Origin of the sequence: Pseudochrobactrum saccharolyticum, assembly GCF_008801715.1 — a bacterium.
GTDB classification, from domain to species: domain Bacteria; phylum Pseudomonadota; class Alphaproteobacteria; order Rhizobiales; family Rhizobiaceae; genus Pseudochrobactrum; species Pseudochrobactrum saccharolyticum.
In genome coordinates this window covers 864,654-879,916 of sequence record NZ_VZPG01000001.1, presented here as the reverse complement: position 1 = coordinate 879,916, position 15,263 = coordinate 864,654, and the positions used below count along the sequence as shown (strand labels likewise).

The 15,263-nt window shown below is 54.3% G+C and carries 16 protein-coding genes; 13 read left to right on the top strand and 3 right to left on the bottom strand.

All coding sequences use genetic code 11. The features are described 5' to 3' along the window. Window positions 1–9: 9 nt before the first annotated feature. Window positions 10–1,080, bottom strand: a complete 1,071-nt coding sequence (locus F7P81_RS03990) for a purine-nucleoside phosphorylase (RefSeq protein ID WP_151158642.1) — start codon at window positions 1,078–1,080, stop codon at window positions 10–12. 344 nt (window positions 1,081–1,424) lie between these two features. On the opposite strand from F7P81_RS03990, the gene ppaT reads away from it, so the two are divergent. The 6 genes from ppaT to F7P81_RS03960 are packed head-to-tail and all read left to right on the top strand — an operon-like array spanning window position 1,425 to window position 7,573. Beyond that, window positions 1,425–2,543: a pyridoxamine--pyruvate transaminase gene (ppaT, locus tag F7P81_RS03985; RefSeq protein ID WP_246176025.1), complete on the top strand. Its 1,119-nt coding sequence runs from the start codon at window positions 1,425–1,427 to the stop codon at window positions 2,541–2,543. 24 nt (window positions 2,544–2,567) lie between these two features. After that, entirely contained in the window at window positions 2,568–4,211 is a 1,644-nt protein-coding gene (locus F7P81_RS03980; protein WP_151158641.1) for an ABC transporter substrate-binding protein, read from the top strand. After that, on the top strand, window positions 4,212–5,189 hold the full coding sequence (locus F7P81_RS03975) for an ABC transporter permease (protein WP_151158640.1): 978 nt from the start codon (window positions 4,212–4,214) through the stop codon (window positions 5,187–5,189). It abuts the gene before it with no gap. Next, window positions 5,186–6,016, top strand: a complete 831-nt coding sequence (locus F7P81_RS03970) for an ABC transporter permease (RefSeq protein ID WP_151158639.1) — start codon at window positions 5,186–5,188, stop codon at window positions 6,014–6,016. The genes F7P81_RS03975 and F7P81_RS03970 overlap by 4 nt, the downstream gene beginning before the upstream one ends. After that, window positions 6,009–6,803, top strand: coding sequence for an ABC transporter ATP-binding protein (locus F7P81_RS03965; protein WP_151158638.1), 795 nt, complete (start codon window positions 6,009–6,011; stop codon window positions 6,801–6,803). Before F7P81_RS03970 ends, F7P81_RS03965 begins: the two co-directional genes overlap by 8 nt. Next, complete coding sequence (locus F7P81_RS03960; RefSeq protein ID WP_151158637.1) at window positions 6,800–7,573, top strand: ABC transporter ATP-binding protein; 774 nt, start codon at window positions 6,800–6,802, stop codon at window positions 7,571–7,573. Before F7P81_RS03965 ends, F7P81_RS03960 begins: the two co-directional genes overlap by 4 nt. Here F7P81_RS03960 and xylB read toward each other — a convergent pair. Both xylB and phnF read right to left on the bottom strand, forming a co-directional pair. Then, window positions 7,562–9,013, bottom strand: a complete 1,452-nt coding sequence (xylB, locus tag F7P81_RS03955; protein WP_151158636.1) for a xylulokinase — start codon at window positions 9,011–9,013, stop codon at window positions 7,562–7,564. The two genes, F7P81_RS03960 and xylB, sit on opposite strands and share 12 nt — an antisense overlap. Before the next feature lie 72 nt (window positions 9,014–9,085). Next, the gene (phnF, locus tag F7P81_RS03950) at window positions 9,086–9,844 is read right to left on the bottom strand and encodes a phosphonate metabolism transcriptional regulator PhnF (RefSeq protein WP_075654157.1); all 759 of its coding nucleotides are present in this window, start codon (window positions 9,842–9,844) and stop codon (window positions 9,086–9,088) included. A gap of 111 nt (window positions 9,845–9,955) precedes the next feature. Between phnF and phnG the strand changes: the two genes are divergently transcribed. The 7 genes from phnG to F7P81_RS03915 are packed head-to-tail and all read left to right on the top strand — an operon-like array spanning window position 9,956 to window position 15,206. Next, complete coding sequence (phnG, locus tag F7P81_RS03945) at window positions 9,956–10,444, top strand: phosphonate C-P lyase system protein PhnG (RefSeq protein ID WP_151158635.1); 489 nt, start codon at window positions 9,956–9,958, stop codon at window positions 10,442–10,444. Further along, on the top strand, window positions 10,444–11,055 hold the full coding sequence (gene phnH, locus F7P81_RS03940) for a phosphonate C-P lyase system protein PhnH (protein ID WP_151158634.1): 612 nt from the start codon (window positions 10,444–10,446) through the stop codon (window positions 11,053–11,055). The genes phnG and phnH overlap by 1 nt, the downstream gene beginning before the upstream one ends. A gap of 3 nt (window positions 11,056–11,058) precedes the next feature. Further along, window positions 11,059–12,183 carry a carbon-phosphorus lyase complex subunit gene (locus F7P81_RS03935; RefSeq protein ID WP_022710287.1) on the top strand — a complete coding sequence of 375 codons (1,125 nt, stop codon included), beginning with the start codon at window positions 11,059–11,061 and terminating at the stop codon, window positions 12,181–12,183. Then, window positions 12,180–13,088: an alpha-D-ribose 1-methylphosphonate 5-phosphate C-P-lyase PhnJ gene (locus F7P81_RS03930; protein ID WP_151158633.1), complete on the top strand. Its 909-nt coding sequence runs from the start codon at window positions 12,180–12,182 to the stop codon at window positions 13,086–13,088. The genes F7P81_RS03935 and F7P81_RS03930 overlap by 4 nt, the downstream gene beginning before the upstream one ends. Then, window positions 13,085–13,873, top strand: a complete 789-nt coding sequence (gene phnK / locus F7P81_RS03925) for a phosphonate C-P lyase system protein PhnK (RefSeq protein ID WP_022710285.1) — start codon at window positions 13,085–13,087, stop codon at window positions 13,871–13,873. Before F7P81_RS03930 ends, phnK begins: the two co-directional genes overlap by 4 nt. Before the next feature lie 2 nt (window positions 13,874–13,875). Then, the gene (phnL, locus tag F7P81_RS03920; protein ID WP_075654161.1) at window positions 13,876–14,595 is read left to right on the top strand and encodes a phosphonate C-P lyase system protein PhnL; all 720 of its coding nucleotides are present in this window, start codon (window positions 13,876–13,878) and stop codon (window positions 14,593–14,595) included. Further along, the gene (locus F7P81_RS03915) at window positions 14,592–15,206 is read left to right on the top strand and encodes an LbetaH domain-containing protein (RefSeq protein ID WP_022710283.1); all 615 of its coding nucleotides are present in this window, start codon (window positions 14,592–14,594) and stop codon (window positions 15,204–15,206) included. Before phnL ends, F7P81_RS03915 begins: the two co-directional genes overlap by 4 nt. Window positions 15,207–15,263 lie beyond the last annotated feature (57 nt).

Sequence of the window (15,263 nt, the reverse complement as noted above, 5' to 3'; positions counted from 1 at the left end):
TATATCCAGTTATTTTGCGCTGTCAGTCTGAGGCGTTTCCTGCCATTTGTCCCAGCCGGTCAGAATGGTTTGTGCATAGGTTTTGCCGACGCGATAGGCATTGGTGGTTGCCAGTTTAAAACCGCCGGATTCTGATTTCAGCGATTCCAGAGCGGTCTGATCTTCGCCCTGACGGTCAAAATTCGATGCAGTACGCAGCAGAGCAATACGGTTGAAATCCAGTTTGCCAGCTTCGGATGCACGTTTCAGTGCCGTCAGAGTAGCATTATCTTCCATCTGCGAGGTGCAATAGGTGGCTTTGCCGTCAGTCAGCAGTTCAACCCATTTTTCCATGAACAGAGCCATTTTAATGCCGTGCCAATAGGTGTCGCTGGAGAGCGTATCGCACATGCTGACAATCGGTGCGCCGGTTGCAATATCGCCCTTGTAATGTTTGCGATAGGCTTTCGCGCCATCACCATCCAGCAGTTCCACATCCTTGGTCACGCTGAAAGCATAATCTGTGAGTTTGGCATTCAGGGCATAAACTTCTGTACCGGCTGACCATTTGGCTTTTTCGGTCGGATTGCTGGCACCAAGGGCGAAAGAGCCGGTTTCCCATGTATCCGGCACTTCGCTCTGATCGATGCGGTGGTTGAGGTCGGCATCAACGGCGAATTTTGCCCAGTGAGCAGAGCCGAGAGTGCCGTGTTTCGGATCAACACCGGCAATACCGGCAATCAGAAAATAGGTTTTGGAGAGATCGAATTTCTCGCTGAGTGCCATGGCCGAGACCGAGCTTGCCGCATTGGCAAAACCCATGGCGGTTGTCATGTGGCACAGACCTTCGTCAGTGCAGTCAACATTCGGATATTCCGGATTAAGACCGGCCAGCTTGATCTGCTGCGTGAATTTCTCGCCCTCAGCCCAAGGTTTGGCTTCCTGACCGAACATGGTGATAACCATGACTTTCGGTGCGATTTTAGCAGTATCCTGCGCCAGCGCCGGAGCGGTCAGTGCGGCAGAAAATGTAACGGCGGTAAGAGCGGAGGCAGAGAGGAGAAGAGCGCGCAATTCTGAATACCTTCGATGATATGACATTGGTCAGTTTCATCCGTGGTGACAGGTGCGTTGCGATCATGACTGATCAGACTTTACCTGCTGGCCGGAAAGAAACTGATCTTGCGTCTTGTACGCGATCTGCTTTGAGAGCGAAACCGGAATCTCTGCCGGAAACTTGTCGCAAGTCTGTTTGTCACAGGCAGAAGCGAGCTTCTGTGATTGCACGATCTTCTTTGCCTGCAGAAAAGAATACAGTGGGATATTTCATCTCTGCTCGTAAAAAGAAATCAAATTCCAATAATTGCTGATCGTGGAAAATTATCCCTCTTGGAGATGGAGGGAACCGCTCCTATGATGCTGTTTTTAAACTGGTCAATGATCCCATGCTGCAAGTGCCTGCCTATATGCTCACAACCGGTCCGGTACCGGCCTATCCGGAAGTTCTTCGGGCATTAGGGCAGCCGGTTTTGTATGATTATACGGATGCATTTCAGGTATTTTATCAAAGCGTGATTGAGAAGCTGGCGCAGGTCATGCGTACCGGCAATCAACCGGTTATTATGCAGGGTGAAGCTATTCTTGGCATTGAGGCAGCAGCTGCGGGTCTGATCGCCCGACAAGATGTGGTGCTTAATCTTGTCTCCGGTGTTTATGGCAAAGGCTTTGGTCCCTGGGCTGCGCGCAACGGCCGTGAAGTCATTGAACTGGCAGTGGATTATGATGATGTGATTGATCCGCAGGCTGTAGAGGCTGCACTTAAACAGCGCCCTGACATCAGTATTATTGCCGTTTGCCATCACGATACGCCTTCGGGCACGCTGAACCCTCTGGCGGAGATCGGTGCCATTGCCGCGCGTCATGGTGCTTATCTGATTGTCGATGCGGTCTCATCTTTTGGCGGCATGGATGTGCATCCTGAAGCTGTACATGCGGATATTTTCATTACCTCTCCGTCCAAATGTCTGGGCAGTACACCGGGTCTGACGCTCGCAGCAGTGAGTGATCGTGCATGGCAGAAAATGGCAGGGAATCCGGATGCGCCACGGGCATCATTCCTGAGTCTTTTGGACTGGAAAGAAGCATGGCGTGCAGGCAATGCTTTTCCGGTAACGCCGTCTGTTACAGAAATTTATGCTCTTAACACAGCGCTCGATCTTTATCTGGCGGAAGGCGCTTCAAATGTCTGGGCGCGTCATGCACAAACGGCACAAATCGCCCGTGAAGGTGTAAAAGCACTGGGGCTGGAATTATGGCCGCGTCAGGAAGCCAATGCGGCACCGACTGCGACAGTGTTCAAAGTGCCGGATGGTATCAGCGATGTGGCTTTGCGTGATTTGATGCTGCGCGACCATGATGTGCTGGTGTCGCTGGGTCGCAAGGATACAGCTGGCAAGGTTTTGCGCATCGGGCATATGGGGGCATCGGCGCAACCGGAATTTGCGGCAAAGGCTGTTGAGGCTTTGGCCGGTGCATTGAAGAAGCTTGGGGTTATTGCGGATTAATCCGTGACAGAGGGACAGGTTATTATGACAAGATTGACGCTTAATCGACGTGCTCTGTTGGCAGGAACTGCCGGTCTTGCAGCACTTTCTGTTCTGCCGCGTTTTGCTTTCGCACAAACGGCTGAAAAACAGGCCTCCGTTGAGCCGGTGCGCGGTGGTCGTCTGGTTGTGGCCGCGGATAGCGAACCGGCCAATCTTAATCCGGCAATTGTCGCCTCAAACGGCGTTTTCTATGTGGCGAGCAAGGTTATCGAGACTTTGGCCGAGCAGTCTTATGTTGATGCTCAGCATCCGGATGGTTTGAAGCCGCTGCTGGCCACCAGCTGGGAAGGCTCGGCAGACGGGTTGTCGGCCACGTTCAAATTGCGCGAAGGCGTGACATGGCATGACGGCAAGCCGTTTACCTCTGCCGATGTGGCTTTTTCGGCGCTGGAAGTCTGGAAGAAACTGCAAAATCTCGGCCGCTCGGTTTTCAAAAATCTGGAAAGCGTTGAGACACCGGATGAGCATACAGCTGTCTTCCGCTTCTCCGAACCGACACCGTTTCAGCTGATCCGCAATGCCTTGCCGGTGGTGACTTCAGTGCTGCCGAAACATCTTTATGAAGGCACAGAGATTGCGAAAAACCCTGCTAATGAAAAACTGGTGGGCACGGGGCCATTCGTCTATGGCGACCATAAGCCGGGTGAATATTACCTGCTGAAGCGCAATGAAAATTATTGGGACAAACAAGCACCTGCGCTGGATGAGATTGTCTATCAGGTGCTGCCGGATCGTGCATCTGCGGGTAATGCTTTGGAAGCAGATCAGATCCAGCTGGCTGCTTTCTCAGCGGTGCCGCTGGCTGATCTGGAACGAATTTCCAAAGTGCCGGGTCTGAAAGTCTATGCCAATGGTTATGAGGCACTGACCTATCAGCTCAGTGTGGAACTTAATCATCGCCGCAAAGAACTGGCTGACCTGAAAGTGCGCCAAGCTATCGCCCATGCGATTGATAAGGATTTTGTGGTCAAGACGATTTTCCTTGGTTATGCCAAGCCAGCGACAGGGCCAGTACCGGCTTTTGACAAGGTCTTCTATGCGCCGGATACGCAGCAATATGCTTTTGATATTGCCAAGGCTGAAAGCCTGCTGGATGAAGCTGGTTATAAAAAAGGCGCTGACGGTTTCCGCTTTAAGCTGAAGCTGCTGCCTGCACCATTCTTCAATGAAACCAAGCAATTCGGCGATTATCTGCGTCAGGCTTTAGTGAAAATCGGCATTGATGCAGTGATTGTCGCCAATGATTCACCGGCGCATCTCAAAGCGGTCTATACCGATCATGATTTTGATATTGCCGTGGCTACGCCGGTTTATCGCTCCGATCCGGCAATCTCGACGACAGTGCTGTTCCAGAGCGGCTTGCCTGCCGGTGCGCCATTTACCAATCAATATGGCTATAAGAATGATGCGGTCGATGCACTGATCGCTAAAGGTGCGGTGACGCTTGATGATAAGGCGCGTGCAGGTATCTATCAGGATTTGCAACGTCTGGTGGCAGAAGACCTGCCGCTGATCAATGTCGCGGATTTCTCGTTCATTACGGTTGCCAGCGAACGCGTGCAGAATGTCTCGGATAATCCGCGCTGGGCGGTTTCCGGCTGGGCGAATACCGGTTTGCAAGAGTAAATATCAGTGCCGTTTCTCCTCCGTCGTCTTGCCAGTATCCTTCCGGTTCTGGGTATTGTTCTGGTGGGTAGCTTCCTTATTCTGGAGGCTGCTCCCGGCGATGCTGTGGATGCTTATGTGGCGCAGATGGGCGGGGCGGATGCGCAGCAGCTTGAAGCTTTGCGCCAGTCATGGGGATTAGATCAGGGGCCGTTGCAGCGGTGCTTTGCCTATGTCATGGCGCTGTTCTCCGGCGATTTTGGCTGGTCTTCGGCCTTTCAGCGTCCGGTGCTTGATGTTATTCTGGAGCGGCTTCCGGCAACATTATTGCTGATGGGCGTATCGACATTTCTGGCATTCTTTGCAGGTTCTCTGCTTGGCATCGTGGCCGGTGCCAAACCGCATTCCAAACGTGACCGGTTGTTATCGCTGACCTCACTGGCGCTTTATGCCGTGCCGGGTTTCTGGCTGGGCTTGGTGCTGATCGTGATCTTCGGCGTAACATTGCGCTGGCTGCCAATCGGCGGGCTGGAAACCATTGCGTCCGGCAAAACAGGACTGGCCAGAACGGCAGATATCAGTCGCCATTTGATCTTGCCGGTTGCGGCACTTTCCAGTGTCTATCTCACGCTCTATCTGCGGCTGATGCGGGATCGCATGGCCGATCTGCATCAGGAAATGTTTGTGCAGGCGCTTAAAGCCCGCGGTATTTCTTCGCGCCGCATCATCTGGCGGCACATTGCCCGTAATGCGGTTTTACCGGTGGTGACAATGTTAGGCCTGCAAGCCGGTGTGATGCTTGGCGGCAGTGTGGTGATTGAGAGTGTCTTTGCTATTCCGGGTTTCGGACGTCTCGCGGCAGAGGCCGTTGCCAAACGTGATACGGCCTTGCTGCTTGGTGTTATTTTGTTTGGTGCTTTTGCAGTGATCATTGCCAATCTGCTGGTTGATCTGGCCTATGCGCGGCTTGATCCGCGGGTGCGGAGCCAGCGCCAATGACGTTTTTTCAGACTTTGGACAGACAAGGTAAAGCCGGTATTGGTCTTCTTATGCTTTTAGGGCTGATGGCGCTGTCTGCACCGTTACTGTTTGCCGGTGATCCGCTGGCGATTGCCGGAGAACCGCTGATCCGGCCATTCACTAATACCGCTCATTGGCTCGGTACAGACCGGCTGGGGCGCGATGTGCTGGCGGGACTGTTTCATGGTGCACGGACGACTCTGCTGGTGGCGCTGAGTTCCGCAGCCGCTGCGCTGATTGCCGGTAGTCTGATCGGCGCATTGGCTGGTTTTCTCGGCGGTTTTGCCGATAATGTTTTGATGCGGATCACTGAGGCGTTTCAGACTGTGCCGGGCTTTTTGCTGGCGCTGGCGATGATCAATGTGCTGGGGCCGAGCATTCCGACATTGATTATTGCAATCAGCATTGGCAGCTGGACGCAGGCTGCGCGGGTGACACGGGCTGAAGTGCTGTCCTTACGTGAGCGCGATTTCGTCGCCGCTGCCCGCACGCTGGGGCAGGGGCCGTTCTCTATTGCCTTTCGGGAAATCCTGCCCAATGCTTTTGGACCCGCGACATCGCTGGCAGCCGTTTCGGTCGCGGCGGCTATTCTGATTGAAGCCTCACTGGCCTTCTTAGGCTTTGGCGATCCGAACAGCGTGACATGGGGCACTATGATTGCCGAAGGACGCAGCGTGCTGCGCTCTGCTCCTTATCTTTCCATCATTCCGGGGCTGGCCTTGGTGGTCACCGTTCTTGCCGTGCATCTCACCGGACAGGCGCTGACGCGTCGCCCATCATCAGAGAGGGAGCGTAGCAATGTCTGATGTCTTTCTTGCTGTACAGGATTTGACGGTTCGCTATGGTGTGCAAACTGTGCTGCACCCTGTTAGTTTTGAGCTAAAGCAAGGTGAAAGACTGGCGCTGATTGGTGAGAGCGGTTCCGGCAAAACCACATTGGCTATGGCGATTGCCGGTCTCTTGCCTGCCATAGCAACACTTGGCGGTACAATCCGCTTTCCGGCTTTAGCGCATGAGCCGCGTGCCGGTCGCGATATCGGCGTGGTGTTTCAGGATCCTGACGGCTCGCTCGATCCGATGATGCGGGTGGGAGACCAGATTGCGGAAGTGATCGTCACGCATCTTAAAATCTCGTGGACTGAAGCACGTCTAAGAGCGGCAGAACTGATGCAGCAGGTGCAGATTGCGGACAGTCAGCAGCGCATACGCAGCTACCCGCATGAGTTCTCAGGCGGGCAGAAACAGCGTATTGCCATTGCTGCAGCTTTGGCTGCACAGCCGCAATTGCTGATCGCAGACGAGCCGACCAGTGCGCTGGACACGGTGGTGCAAAATCATGTGGCGCAATTGCTGGATGGTCTGGTGCGCGCGCAAGGACTGACAATGCTGTTTGTGACCCATGATATCGCGTTGGCCTCACAACTGGCCGATAGAATTGCGATGCTTTATCGCGGGGAGCTGGTGGAAATCGGCACGGCTGAACAGGTGATCACCGCACCGCAGCATGATTATACCAAAGCTTTGCTGGCAACCCATATCGGACTGGACTGGGAAAAGCAGCCGCGTCTGCCTGAGATTGACGGTGCGCTATGAGCGAGGTTTTGCAGATTGCCGGTCTTAACAAGGCCTTTGGCAAAGACCCTTCAAAAGGTTTGAAAAATATCAATCTCACGCTTCATGCCGGTGAGACACTGGCGCTGGTCGGGCGTTCCGGCTCTGGTAAAAGCACTTTGGCGCGATTGATTATGCGGTTGAACGAGCCGGACAGTGGTAAGATCATCCTCAACGGCACTGATATTACAGCCCTTCAGGGCAGTGCGCTGCGGGAAAAACGGGCTCAATTCCAGATGGTGTTTCAGGACCCTTTAGCGGCTTTCAACCCGCGCCATACGATCAGCCGGATTTTGCAGGTGCCGCTGGTTTTGCATGGTAGTCAGCAGCATACGAACCAGCAAATTGCTGAAGTCTTGCAACGGGTTGGTCTGACAGCGGATATGGCTGACCGCTACCCGCGCGAACTCTCTGGCGGCCAGCGCCAGCGTGTGGCCATTGCCCGTGCCATTTTGTGCAAACCTGATCTGATCGTGCTGGATGAGCCGGTATCGGCTTTGGACGTATCTGTGCGTGCGAAAATTCTTAATCTTCTGGCCGATTTACAGCGCGAAAATGGCATTGCCTATCTGTTTATATCGCATGATCTGGCACTGGTACGGGCTTTCTGTGACCGGATGCTGGTGTTGCATGAGGGCGAGATTGTTGAACAGGGTGTGCCGGATACAGTGCTGCAAAACCCGCTGACCGAGCCGACACGGCAACTGGTTGATGCCGTGCCGAAACTCGCTTTTGAGGCTTTACGGCTTTAATGCCTGATAAAGCGCGGTATAGCGTTGATAGGCTGCCTCATAAGCCGCATGAAGTTTTTGATCCGGCTCAATGGTTTTGATAATCTGCGGAGCGGTGCAAATAGCCAGCGCATCGGCCTTTTCCGCCGCAATCAGTCCAAGCCGTGCTGCCCCGAAAGCCGCGCCGAAATCACCATCGGCAGGCAAGTGAACCGGCATATTCAGTGCGGTTGCCAGTGCTTTTAGCCAATAGGCCGAGCGTGAGCCGCCGCCGATAGCCATGACACTTTCAAGCTGTGTACCGGCTTTTGCCAGAGCTTCCAGATTGTCGCGGAAGGCGAAAGCCACGCCTTCAAGCACGGCTTGAGTGAGTGCCACACGATTGTCGCTATGGCTTAGCCCTGTGAAACTACCGCGGATCAGGCTGTCATTATGCGGGGTGCGCTCGCCGGAAAGATAAGGCAGGAAAGTTACTCCTGACGGTGCCAGCAGATCATCGCCGAGCTCCTGCGTCAGCGCCGCAGCTTCATGGCCGGTGATGGTGCTGTACCAGTTCAGGGCATCGGTCGCGGAGAGGATAACGCCCATCTGGTGCCATGTCTGCGGCAGAGCATGGCAGAAGGCATGAACGGCACTATCAGGACGCGGCAGAAAACTGTCATTGGCGGCAAATAACACACCGGATGTGCCGAGCGAGGCAAAGGCCTGTCCGGCTTTCACTGTGCCGATACCACAGGCCGATGCCGCATTATCTCCGGCACCACCGGCAACTGCTACATTCGATGCCATGCCCCATTGCTGGCACAGCTCTGCGCGCAATGTGCCGGAGACATCTGTGCCTTCTACAAGGCGCGGCATCTGGCTTTCATCAAGCTCTGTTGCTGCCAGCAGGTCAGCCGACCATTTGCGTTGTGCCACATCGAGCCATGATGTGCCGGAAGCATCGGACATTTCACTGACATGCTCGCCGGTCAGCCACAGACGCAGATAATCTTTCGGTAGCAGGATCTTTTTTATGCGGGCGAAAATCTCCGGTTCATTGTCCTTCACCCAAAGCAATTTCGGTGCGGTAAAGCCCGGAAAGACAATATTGCCGGTGAGCGCGCGGAATTGCGGATCAGAATCCAGTTGCGCAGCTTGGGTATGGCTGCGTGTATCATTCCAGAGAATGGCGGGGCGCAACACTTGATCCTGCTCATCCAGCAGAACCGCGCCATGCATCTGACCGGAAAGGCCGATACCACGCACATTCGAAAGCGCAGTGCCATGTTCCGCTTTTAGCCGGGTGATTGCTGCTTCTGCGGCTTTTATCCAGTCTTGCGGCTGTTGTTCTGACCAGCTTTGATGCGGGCGGGAGACATGGAGCTCTGCATGGGCAGAAGCGATAATTTTCTGCTCTTCATCAATCAGCAGTGCTTTGAGGCCGGACGTGCCGAGGTCAAGACCGAGATAAAATGCCATGCTGCTGATCCTGTGGCTGGAATTATGAACAGGCCGCAGCTAACGACAGAAACTTAATGCAGGCAATAGTTTTTATTCTTCATTGAGCGACATGCTCTCGATAGAAAATTCCATGCGGTCAGCCGCAAAGCGTGTTGCTGAATATTCCACCGGCACGCCATTGGTATCGACATTGACCGACTGCGCCGTGAGCACAATCGCCCCCGGTGTGAGTTTCAGGTGCAGCAGATCCTGTCCGTTGGCGTGCTGTGCGGAAATCAGTGTGGATTTGCGGAAATAATCCTCAACGCCCGATTGCTTCAGTGCTTTTGTGACTGAGCCGCTGGCCTTGTAAAATTCATCAAATTGCGGAAAACGCTGTTGGTCAAACCAGCTATCGGACATGGAAACCGGCTGACCATCAGCAATGGACAGGGTTTCAAAATAATGCACCTGCGCATTTTCATCACTAAGCTGCAAAGCATGGGCGACCTCGGCTGAGGGCTTTTCAATCCTGTGCGAGAGGATGACGCGTTCCTGCTGCGTGATCTGTTCGGCCAGACTGGTGGACATGCGGGTGCGCTTGCTGATGGGATAGGTCAGGCGTTTGGCATTGGCGATAAATGTACCGCGCCCTTGCTCAGCCCGTAACACGCCTTCCTGTGTCAAAGCCGCAATGGCACTGCGCACCGTATGGCGGTTGACGCCGAAGCGGGCAGCCAGTGTCATTTCCGGCGGCAGCTTTTCACCGCGCTTGAAATGTCCGTGTTTAATTTCCCTGCGAATTTCATCGGCAATCTGCCGCCAGACGGCCACACCGCTGTTTCGGGCGATTTTTGTTGTCTCTGCCATTTAATTTGCCGCAGCCCCGCTGATTGTCATGCGCTTGTCACTAAGAGCGTTTAAGACAATAATTAATGTCTAGTTGTATAGATAAATAGACAATTTAGAGCGGTGTGTCAAATGAAGAATAAAACCGAGAATTTACCCGAAAAGCTGCAAGGCGAACGGCGCAAAGTTGCCGCTTTGCTGGCAAAGGCGGAATTGAAGGAGCTGGCTTCCTTCTGGAGTAATCAGGCAGAGCAGCCACAGGTTGATGTGCTGCGCGGCCCTGAAACCGGACTGGTGATGGTGCGCGGCCGTATCGGCGGTGGCGGAGCACCGTTCAATCTGGGCGAAACGACAGTGACCCGTGCGACTGTGCGTGTGTCGTCCGGTACTTCCTCGGAAGGTTTGGTCGGTCACTCCTATGCGCTGGGACGCGATCATGAAAAAGCGCGTCTGGCAGCGATTGCCGATGCTTTGTGGCAGGCACCGCAGAGCCGTGAGGCTGTTGAGCGTGATCTGTTGCAGAAAATTGCACAGCGTCTTGATGTTCGTAGCACCCAGCGTCGCCGTGAAGCCGCGGCAACGAAAGTGGACTTCTTCACCATGGTTCGGGGAGACGACTAATGGCTTTTAATAATCAGGCTTTTGAAGGTGGTTTCACTGACGCCGTTTATGATGCGCAGACCTGCTTTCGTGCATTGATGGATGCGCTGGCCAATCCGGGCACCATCCAGCCGCTGACGGCGGAGACGCAACCGCCATTGCCGCTGACGCCGGAGCTCGGTGCCATTGCGCAGGCATTGTTTGACCATGACACCAAGGTCTGGCTCGACAGTCATCTGGCTGCAAGCAGCGCTGTGCGTGAATGGCTCGCATTTCAGACTGGCTTTGAGCTGGTGTCTGAAATTGGTGAGGCGAATTTTGCGCTGGTCAGCGATGTTACTCAGATGCCGCCACTGGATGTTTTCGCCAAAGGCACATCAGAATATCCGGATCGCTCAGCCACTATCGTTATGGCGATCGAGGGCTTTGCAGGTGCGCAGACTTTGCAGCTTCAGGGGCCTGGCATTGAGCATGTCCGTGAATTTGCACCAAGTGCTTTGCCGGTACGTTTCAATGAACAATGGGCGGCCAATACGGCCTTGTTCCCGCGTGGTGTGGATCTGGTTTTTGCAGCGCCAAAAACTGTTGCCGCACTGCCGCGCAGTACCAAACTCATAAAAAACGGAAATTGAACCATGTATGTTGCAGTTAAAGGCGGTGAAGCCGCTATTCAGAATGCACATCAGTTGCTGGGTGACCGCCGCCGTGGTGACCGCTCAGTTCCGGCTTTGCAGCTGGAGCAGATCGTGGAGCAGCTGGGTCTGGCCGTTGATCGTGCTATGGCCGAGGGTGCGCTTTATGACCGTGAACTGGCAGCGCTGGCAATCCGCCAATCGCGCGGTGATCTGATCGAGGCGATTTTTCTGGTGCGTGCCTATCGCACAACCTTGCCGCGCTTTGGTTATTCCGAGCCGCTGGACACAGCGCAGATGCTGGCAGAGCGCCGCATTTCTGCAACCTTTAAAGATCTGCCGGGCGGCCAGCTTCTGGGGCCGACCTTCGATTACACCCACCGCCTGCTTGATCCTGAAATGGCTGGCGATCATCCGGTGGCACAAGGTGTGCAGCGCGATGATGAAGTTGTTAATGAAGCTATGCCGCGCGTGACTGATATTCTCGGTGCCAATGGTATGATCGAGCCGGATGGCGAAATGCCGGAAGGTCATGTGCCGGGCGATCTGACTCGCGAACCGTGGACATTCCCGATGGAACGCGATCTGCGTTTGCAGGCTTTGGCACGTGGCGATGAAGGCTTCCTGCTGGCGCTGGGCTATTCCACACAGCGCGGTTATGGCCGTACCCATCCGTTTGTTGGTGAAATCCGCATCGGTGAAGTTGAAGTTGAACTGGATGTGCCGGAACTCGGCGGTCTGGTATCGCTGGGCAGCATACAGGTCACCGAATGTCAGATGGTCAACCAGTTTGCCGGTTCTGCAACCCGCCCGCCGCAATTCACCCGTGGTTATGGTCTGGTTTTCGGTCAGAGCGAGCGCAAGGCGATGTCGATGTCACTCTGTGACCGTGCACTGCGCACCGCAGAATTTGAAGAAGACATTACCGCGCCGGCACAGGATGAGGAATTTGTGATTTCCCATTCCGACAATGTGCAGTCGACCGGTTTTGTCGAGCATCTCAAACTGCCGCATTATGTGGATTTTCAGGCTGAGCTTGACCTTATCCGCCGTATGCGTGCCGAATATGCCAGCCACAATGCTGCCAATGATGCCCAGAAAGAAGCACAGAAGGAAGCCGCAGAATGAGCGTTCTGATGCAGTATAATTTTGCTTATCTTGATGAGCAGACCAAGCGGATGATCCGCCGTGCATTGCTTAAAGCCATTGCGGTGCCAGGTTATCAGGTGCCTTTTGCAAGCCGCGAAATGCCGATGCCTTATGGCTGGGGTACCGGTGGTGTGCAGGTGACCGCTGCGGTTTTGGGCGCTGACGATACGCTGAAAGTGATCGATCAGGGCGCGGATGATACCACCAATGCCGTGTCGATCCGTGCATTCTTTGAAAAGACGGCACAGGTTAAAGTGACGACCCGCACGGAAGATGCAACCATCATCCAGACCCGTCACCGTATTCCGGAAGCACCGCTCAAAGAAGGCCAGATCCTCGTTTATCAGGTGCCGATCCCTGAGCCGCTGCGCTTTCTGGAACCACGCGAGACCGAAACCCGCAAAATGCATGCGCTGGAAGAATACGGCCTGATGCATGTCAAACTCTATGAGGATATTGCCCGCCACGGCCATATCGCCACGACCTATGCCTATCCGGTGAAAGTCGAAGACCGGTATGTGATGGACCCTTCACCGACACCGAAATTCGACAATCCGAAAATGCATATGTCACCGGCTTTGCAGCTGTTTGGTGCAGGACGTGAGAAGCGTATTTACGCTCTGCCACCTTATACCAAAGTGGTGAGCCTCGATTTCGAAGATCATCCGTTTGAGGTGCAGAAATTTGCCCAGCCTTGCGCCATGTGCGGTGCCAAGGGCGTCTATCTCGACGAAGTGGTGTTGGATGACAAGGGCGGCAGCATGTTTGTCTGCTCCGACACCGATTATTGCGAAACACGACAGGCCGATGGCCATGTCGGACACTTGTCTGCAAATAACAAAGATATCGGACAAGTGTCCTCAGCTCTGGAGGCAGCCCAATGAGCGATATAAATCATGATACGCCTTTGCTGCGTGTAAACGGATTGTCGAAGTTCTATGGCAATCGTCTTGGTTGCAGCAATGTTTCCTTTGAGCTTTATCCGGGTGAAGTGTTGGCCATCGTCGGCGAGAGCGGCTCCGGTAAGACGACACTGCTCAACTGTCTTGCCACACGCTTGCAGCCTTCAGTCGGCGCTGTGGAATACCGGATGCGTGACGGCCAGTTCCGTGATCTGTACCGGATGAGTGAGGCCGAACGCCGCTTTTTGATGCGCACCGATTGGGGCTTTGTGCACCAGAACCCTTCTGACGGTTTGCGTATGACCGTCTCCGCCGGTGCCAATGTCGGCGAGCGTCTGATGGCTGTCGGTGACCGTCATTACGGTAAAATCCGTGAAACCGCGACCGACTGGCTTGGTCGTGTGGAAATCTCTGCAGACCGCATTGATGATCAGCCGCGTGCATTCTCCGGCGGTATGCGTCAGCGTTTGCAGATCGCCCGCAATCTGGTGACTGCACCGCGTCTGATTTTCATGGATGAGCCGACCGGTGGTCTGGACGTATCCGTGCAGGCACGTTTGCTCGATCTGTTGCGCGGTCTGGTGGCCGATCTCGGTCTGGCTGCGATTGTTGTGACCCACGATCTGGCTGTGGCGCGTTTGTTGTCGCACCGCATGATGGTGATGAAAGATGGTCATATCATCGAAGCCGGTCTGACTGATCGCGTGCTGGATGATCCACAGGCGCCTTATACGCAGCTGCTCGTTTCCTCGATTTTGCAGGTTTAATCATGACTATGCCCCTTATTGTTTCGGAAGTGGCAAAGAGCTTCACCATGCATTTGCAGGGCGGCATTAAATTGCCGGTGGTGAATAATGTTTTCTTTGCTCTGAAAGCCGGTGAATGTGCCGTGCTTGGCGGCCCGTCCGGTGCCGGTAAAAGCTCGATCCTGAAAATGGTCTATGGCAATTATGCCGTGGACGAAGGCCAGATCATTCTGCGCCATCACGGTAAGCAGATTGATATTGCCTCGGCGGACCCGCGCACGGTTATGGCTGTGCGCCGCGATACGATTGGTTATGTCAGCCAGTTTTTGCGCACTGTGCCGCGTGTCAGCGCACTGAATGTGGTGGCTGATCCGTTGTTTGCCCGTGGTGTTGACCGTGAGCAGGCACAGGACAAAGCGCGTGAATTGCTGGCCATGCTCAATCTGCCGCAGCGCCTGTGGGATCTGCCGCCAGCCACGTTCTCCGGTGGTGAGCAGCAGCGTGTGAATATTGCCCGTGGATTCATCACCGATCATCCGGTGTTGTTGCTTGATGAGCCGACCGCTTCGCTCGATGCCAAAAACCGTGAAGTTGTTATGGAACTGATCCGTCGCAAAAAAACAGAAGGCGTGGCGATGCTCGGCATTTTCCATGATGAAGATGTGCGTGAGGCTGTGGCCGACCGCATCATCGACGTGACGGAATTTGCTCCGGGTTATGTGCGTCAGGGAGCAGATGCATGACCAGATTGTCAGAACAGCCGTTTATCCATCCAGATACGGAAATTTCCGACAGCACATTCGGTCGCTATACGGAGATTGGTACCCGTTGTCGTATTTCTGAAACGGAAATGGGCGACTATTCCTATATTGAGCGAGACGGCATGGTCTGGTGCGCAAAAATAGGTAAATTTGCGAATATTGCCGCTTCGGTGCGTATCAATGCCACCAATCACCCGATGTGGCGCGCAACACTGCATCACTTCACCTATCGCGCCAATGATTACTGGCCGGATGCCGAGCAGGAGGCGGATTTCTTTGAATGGCGCCGCGCCCATGAAGTGACCATTGGTCATGATACATGGCTGGGGCATGGTGTAACCGTTCTGCCTGGTGTTAAAATCGGTAATGGTGCGGTCATCGGCTCTGGTGCTGTGGTGTCCAAAGATGTGGCGCCTTATACGATTGTCGGCGGCGTGCCTGCCAAACTCATTCGTCAGCGTTTTTCCGATGCGATTGTTGAGCGTCTGGAAGCTCTGGCATGGTGGGACTGGGATCATCAGCGCCTGCGTGATGCACTGGATGATTTCCGCAAGCTTGAAATTGAAGCTTTTCTTGAAAAGCACGGCGGCTGATAGCCAAACTGCTGAATTCAATAGCAGAACAGAGCCGCCGGAATTTCCGGCGGCTTT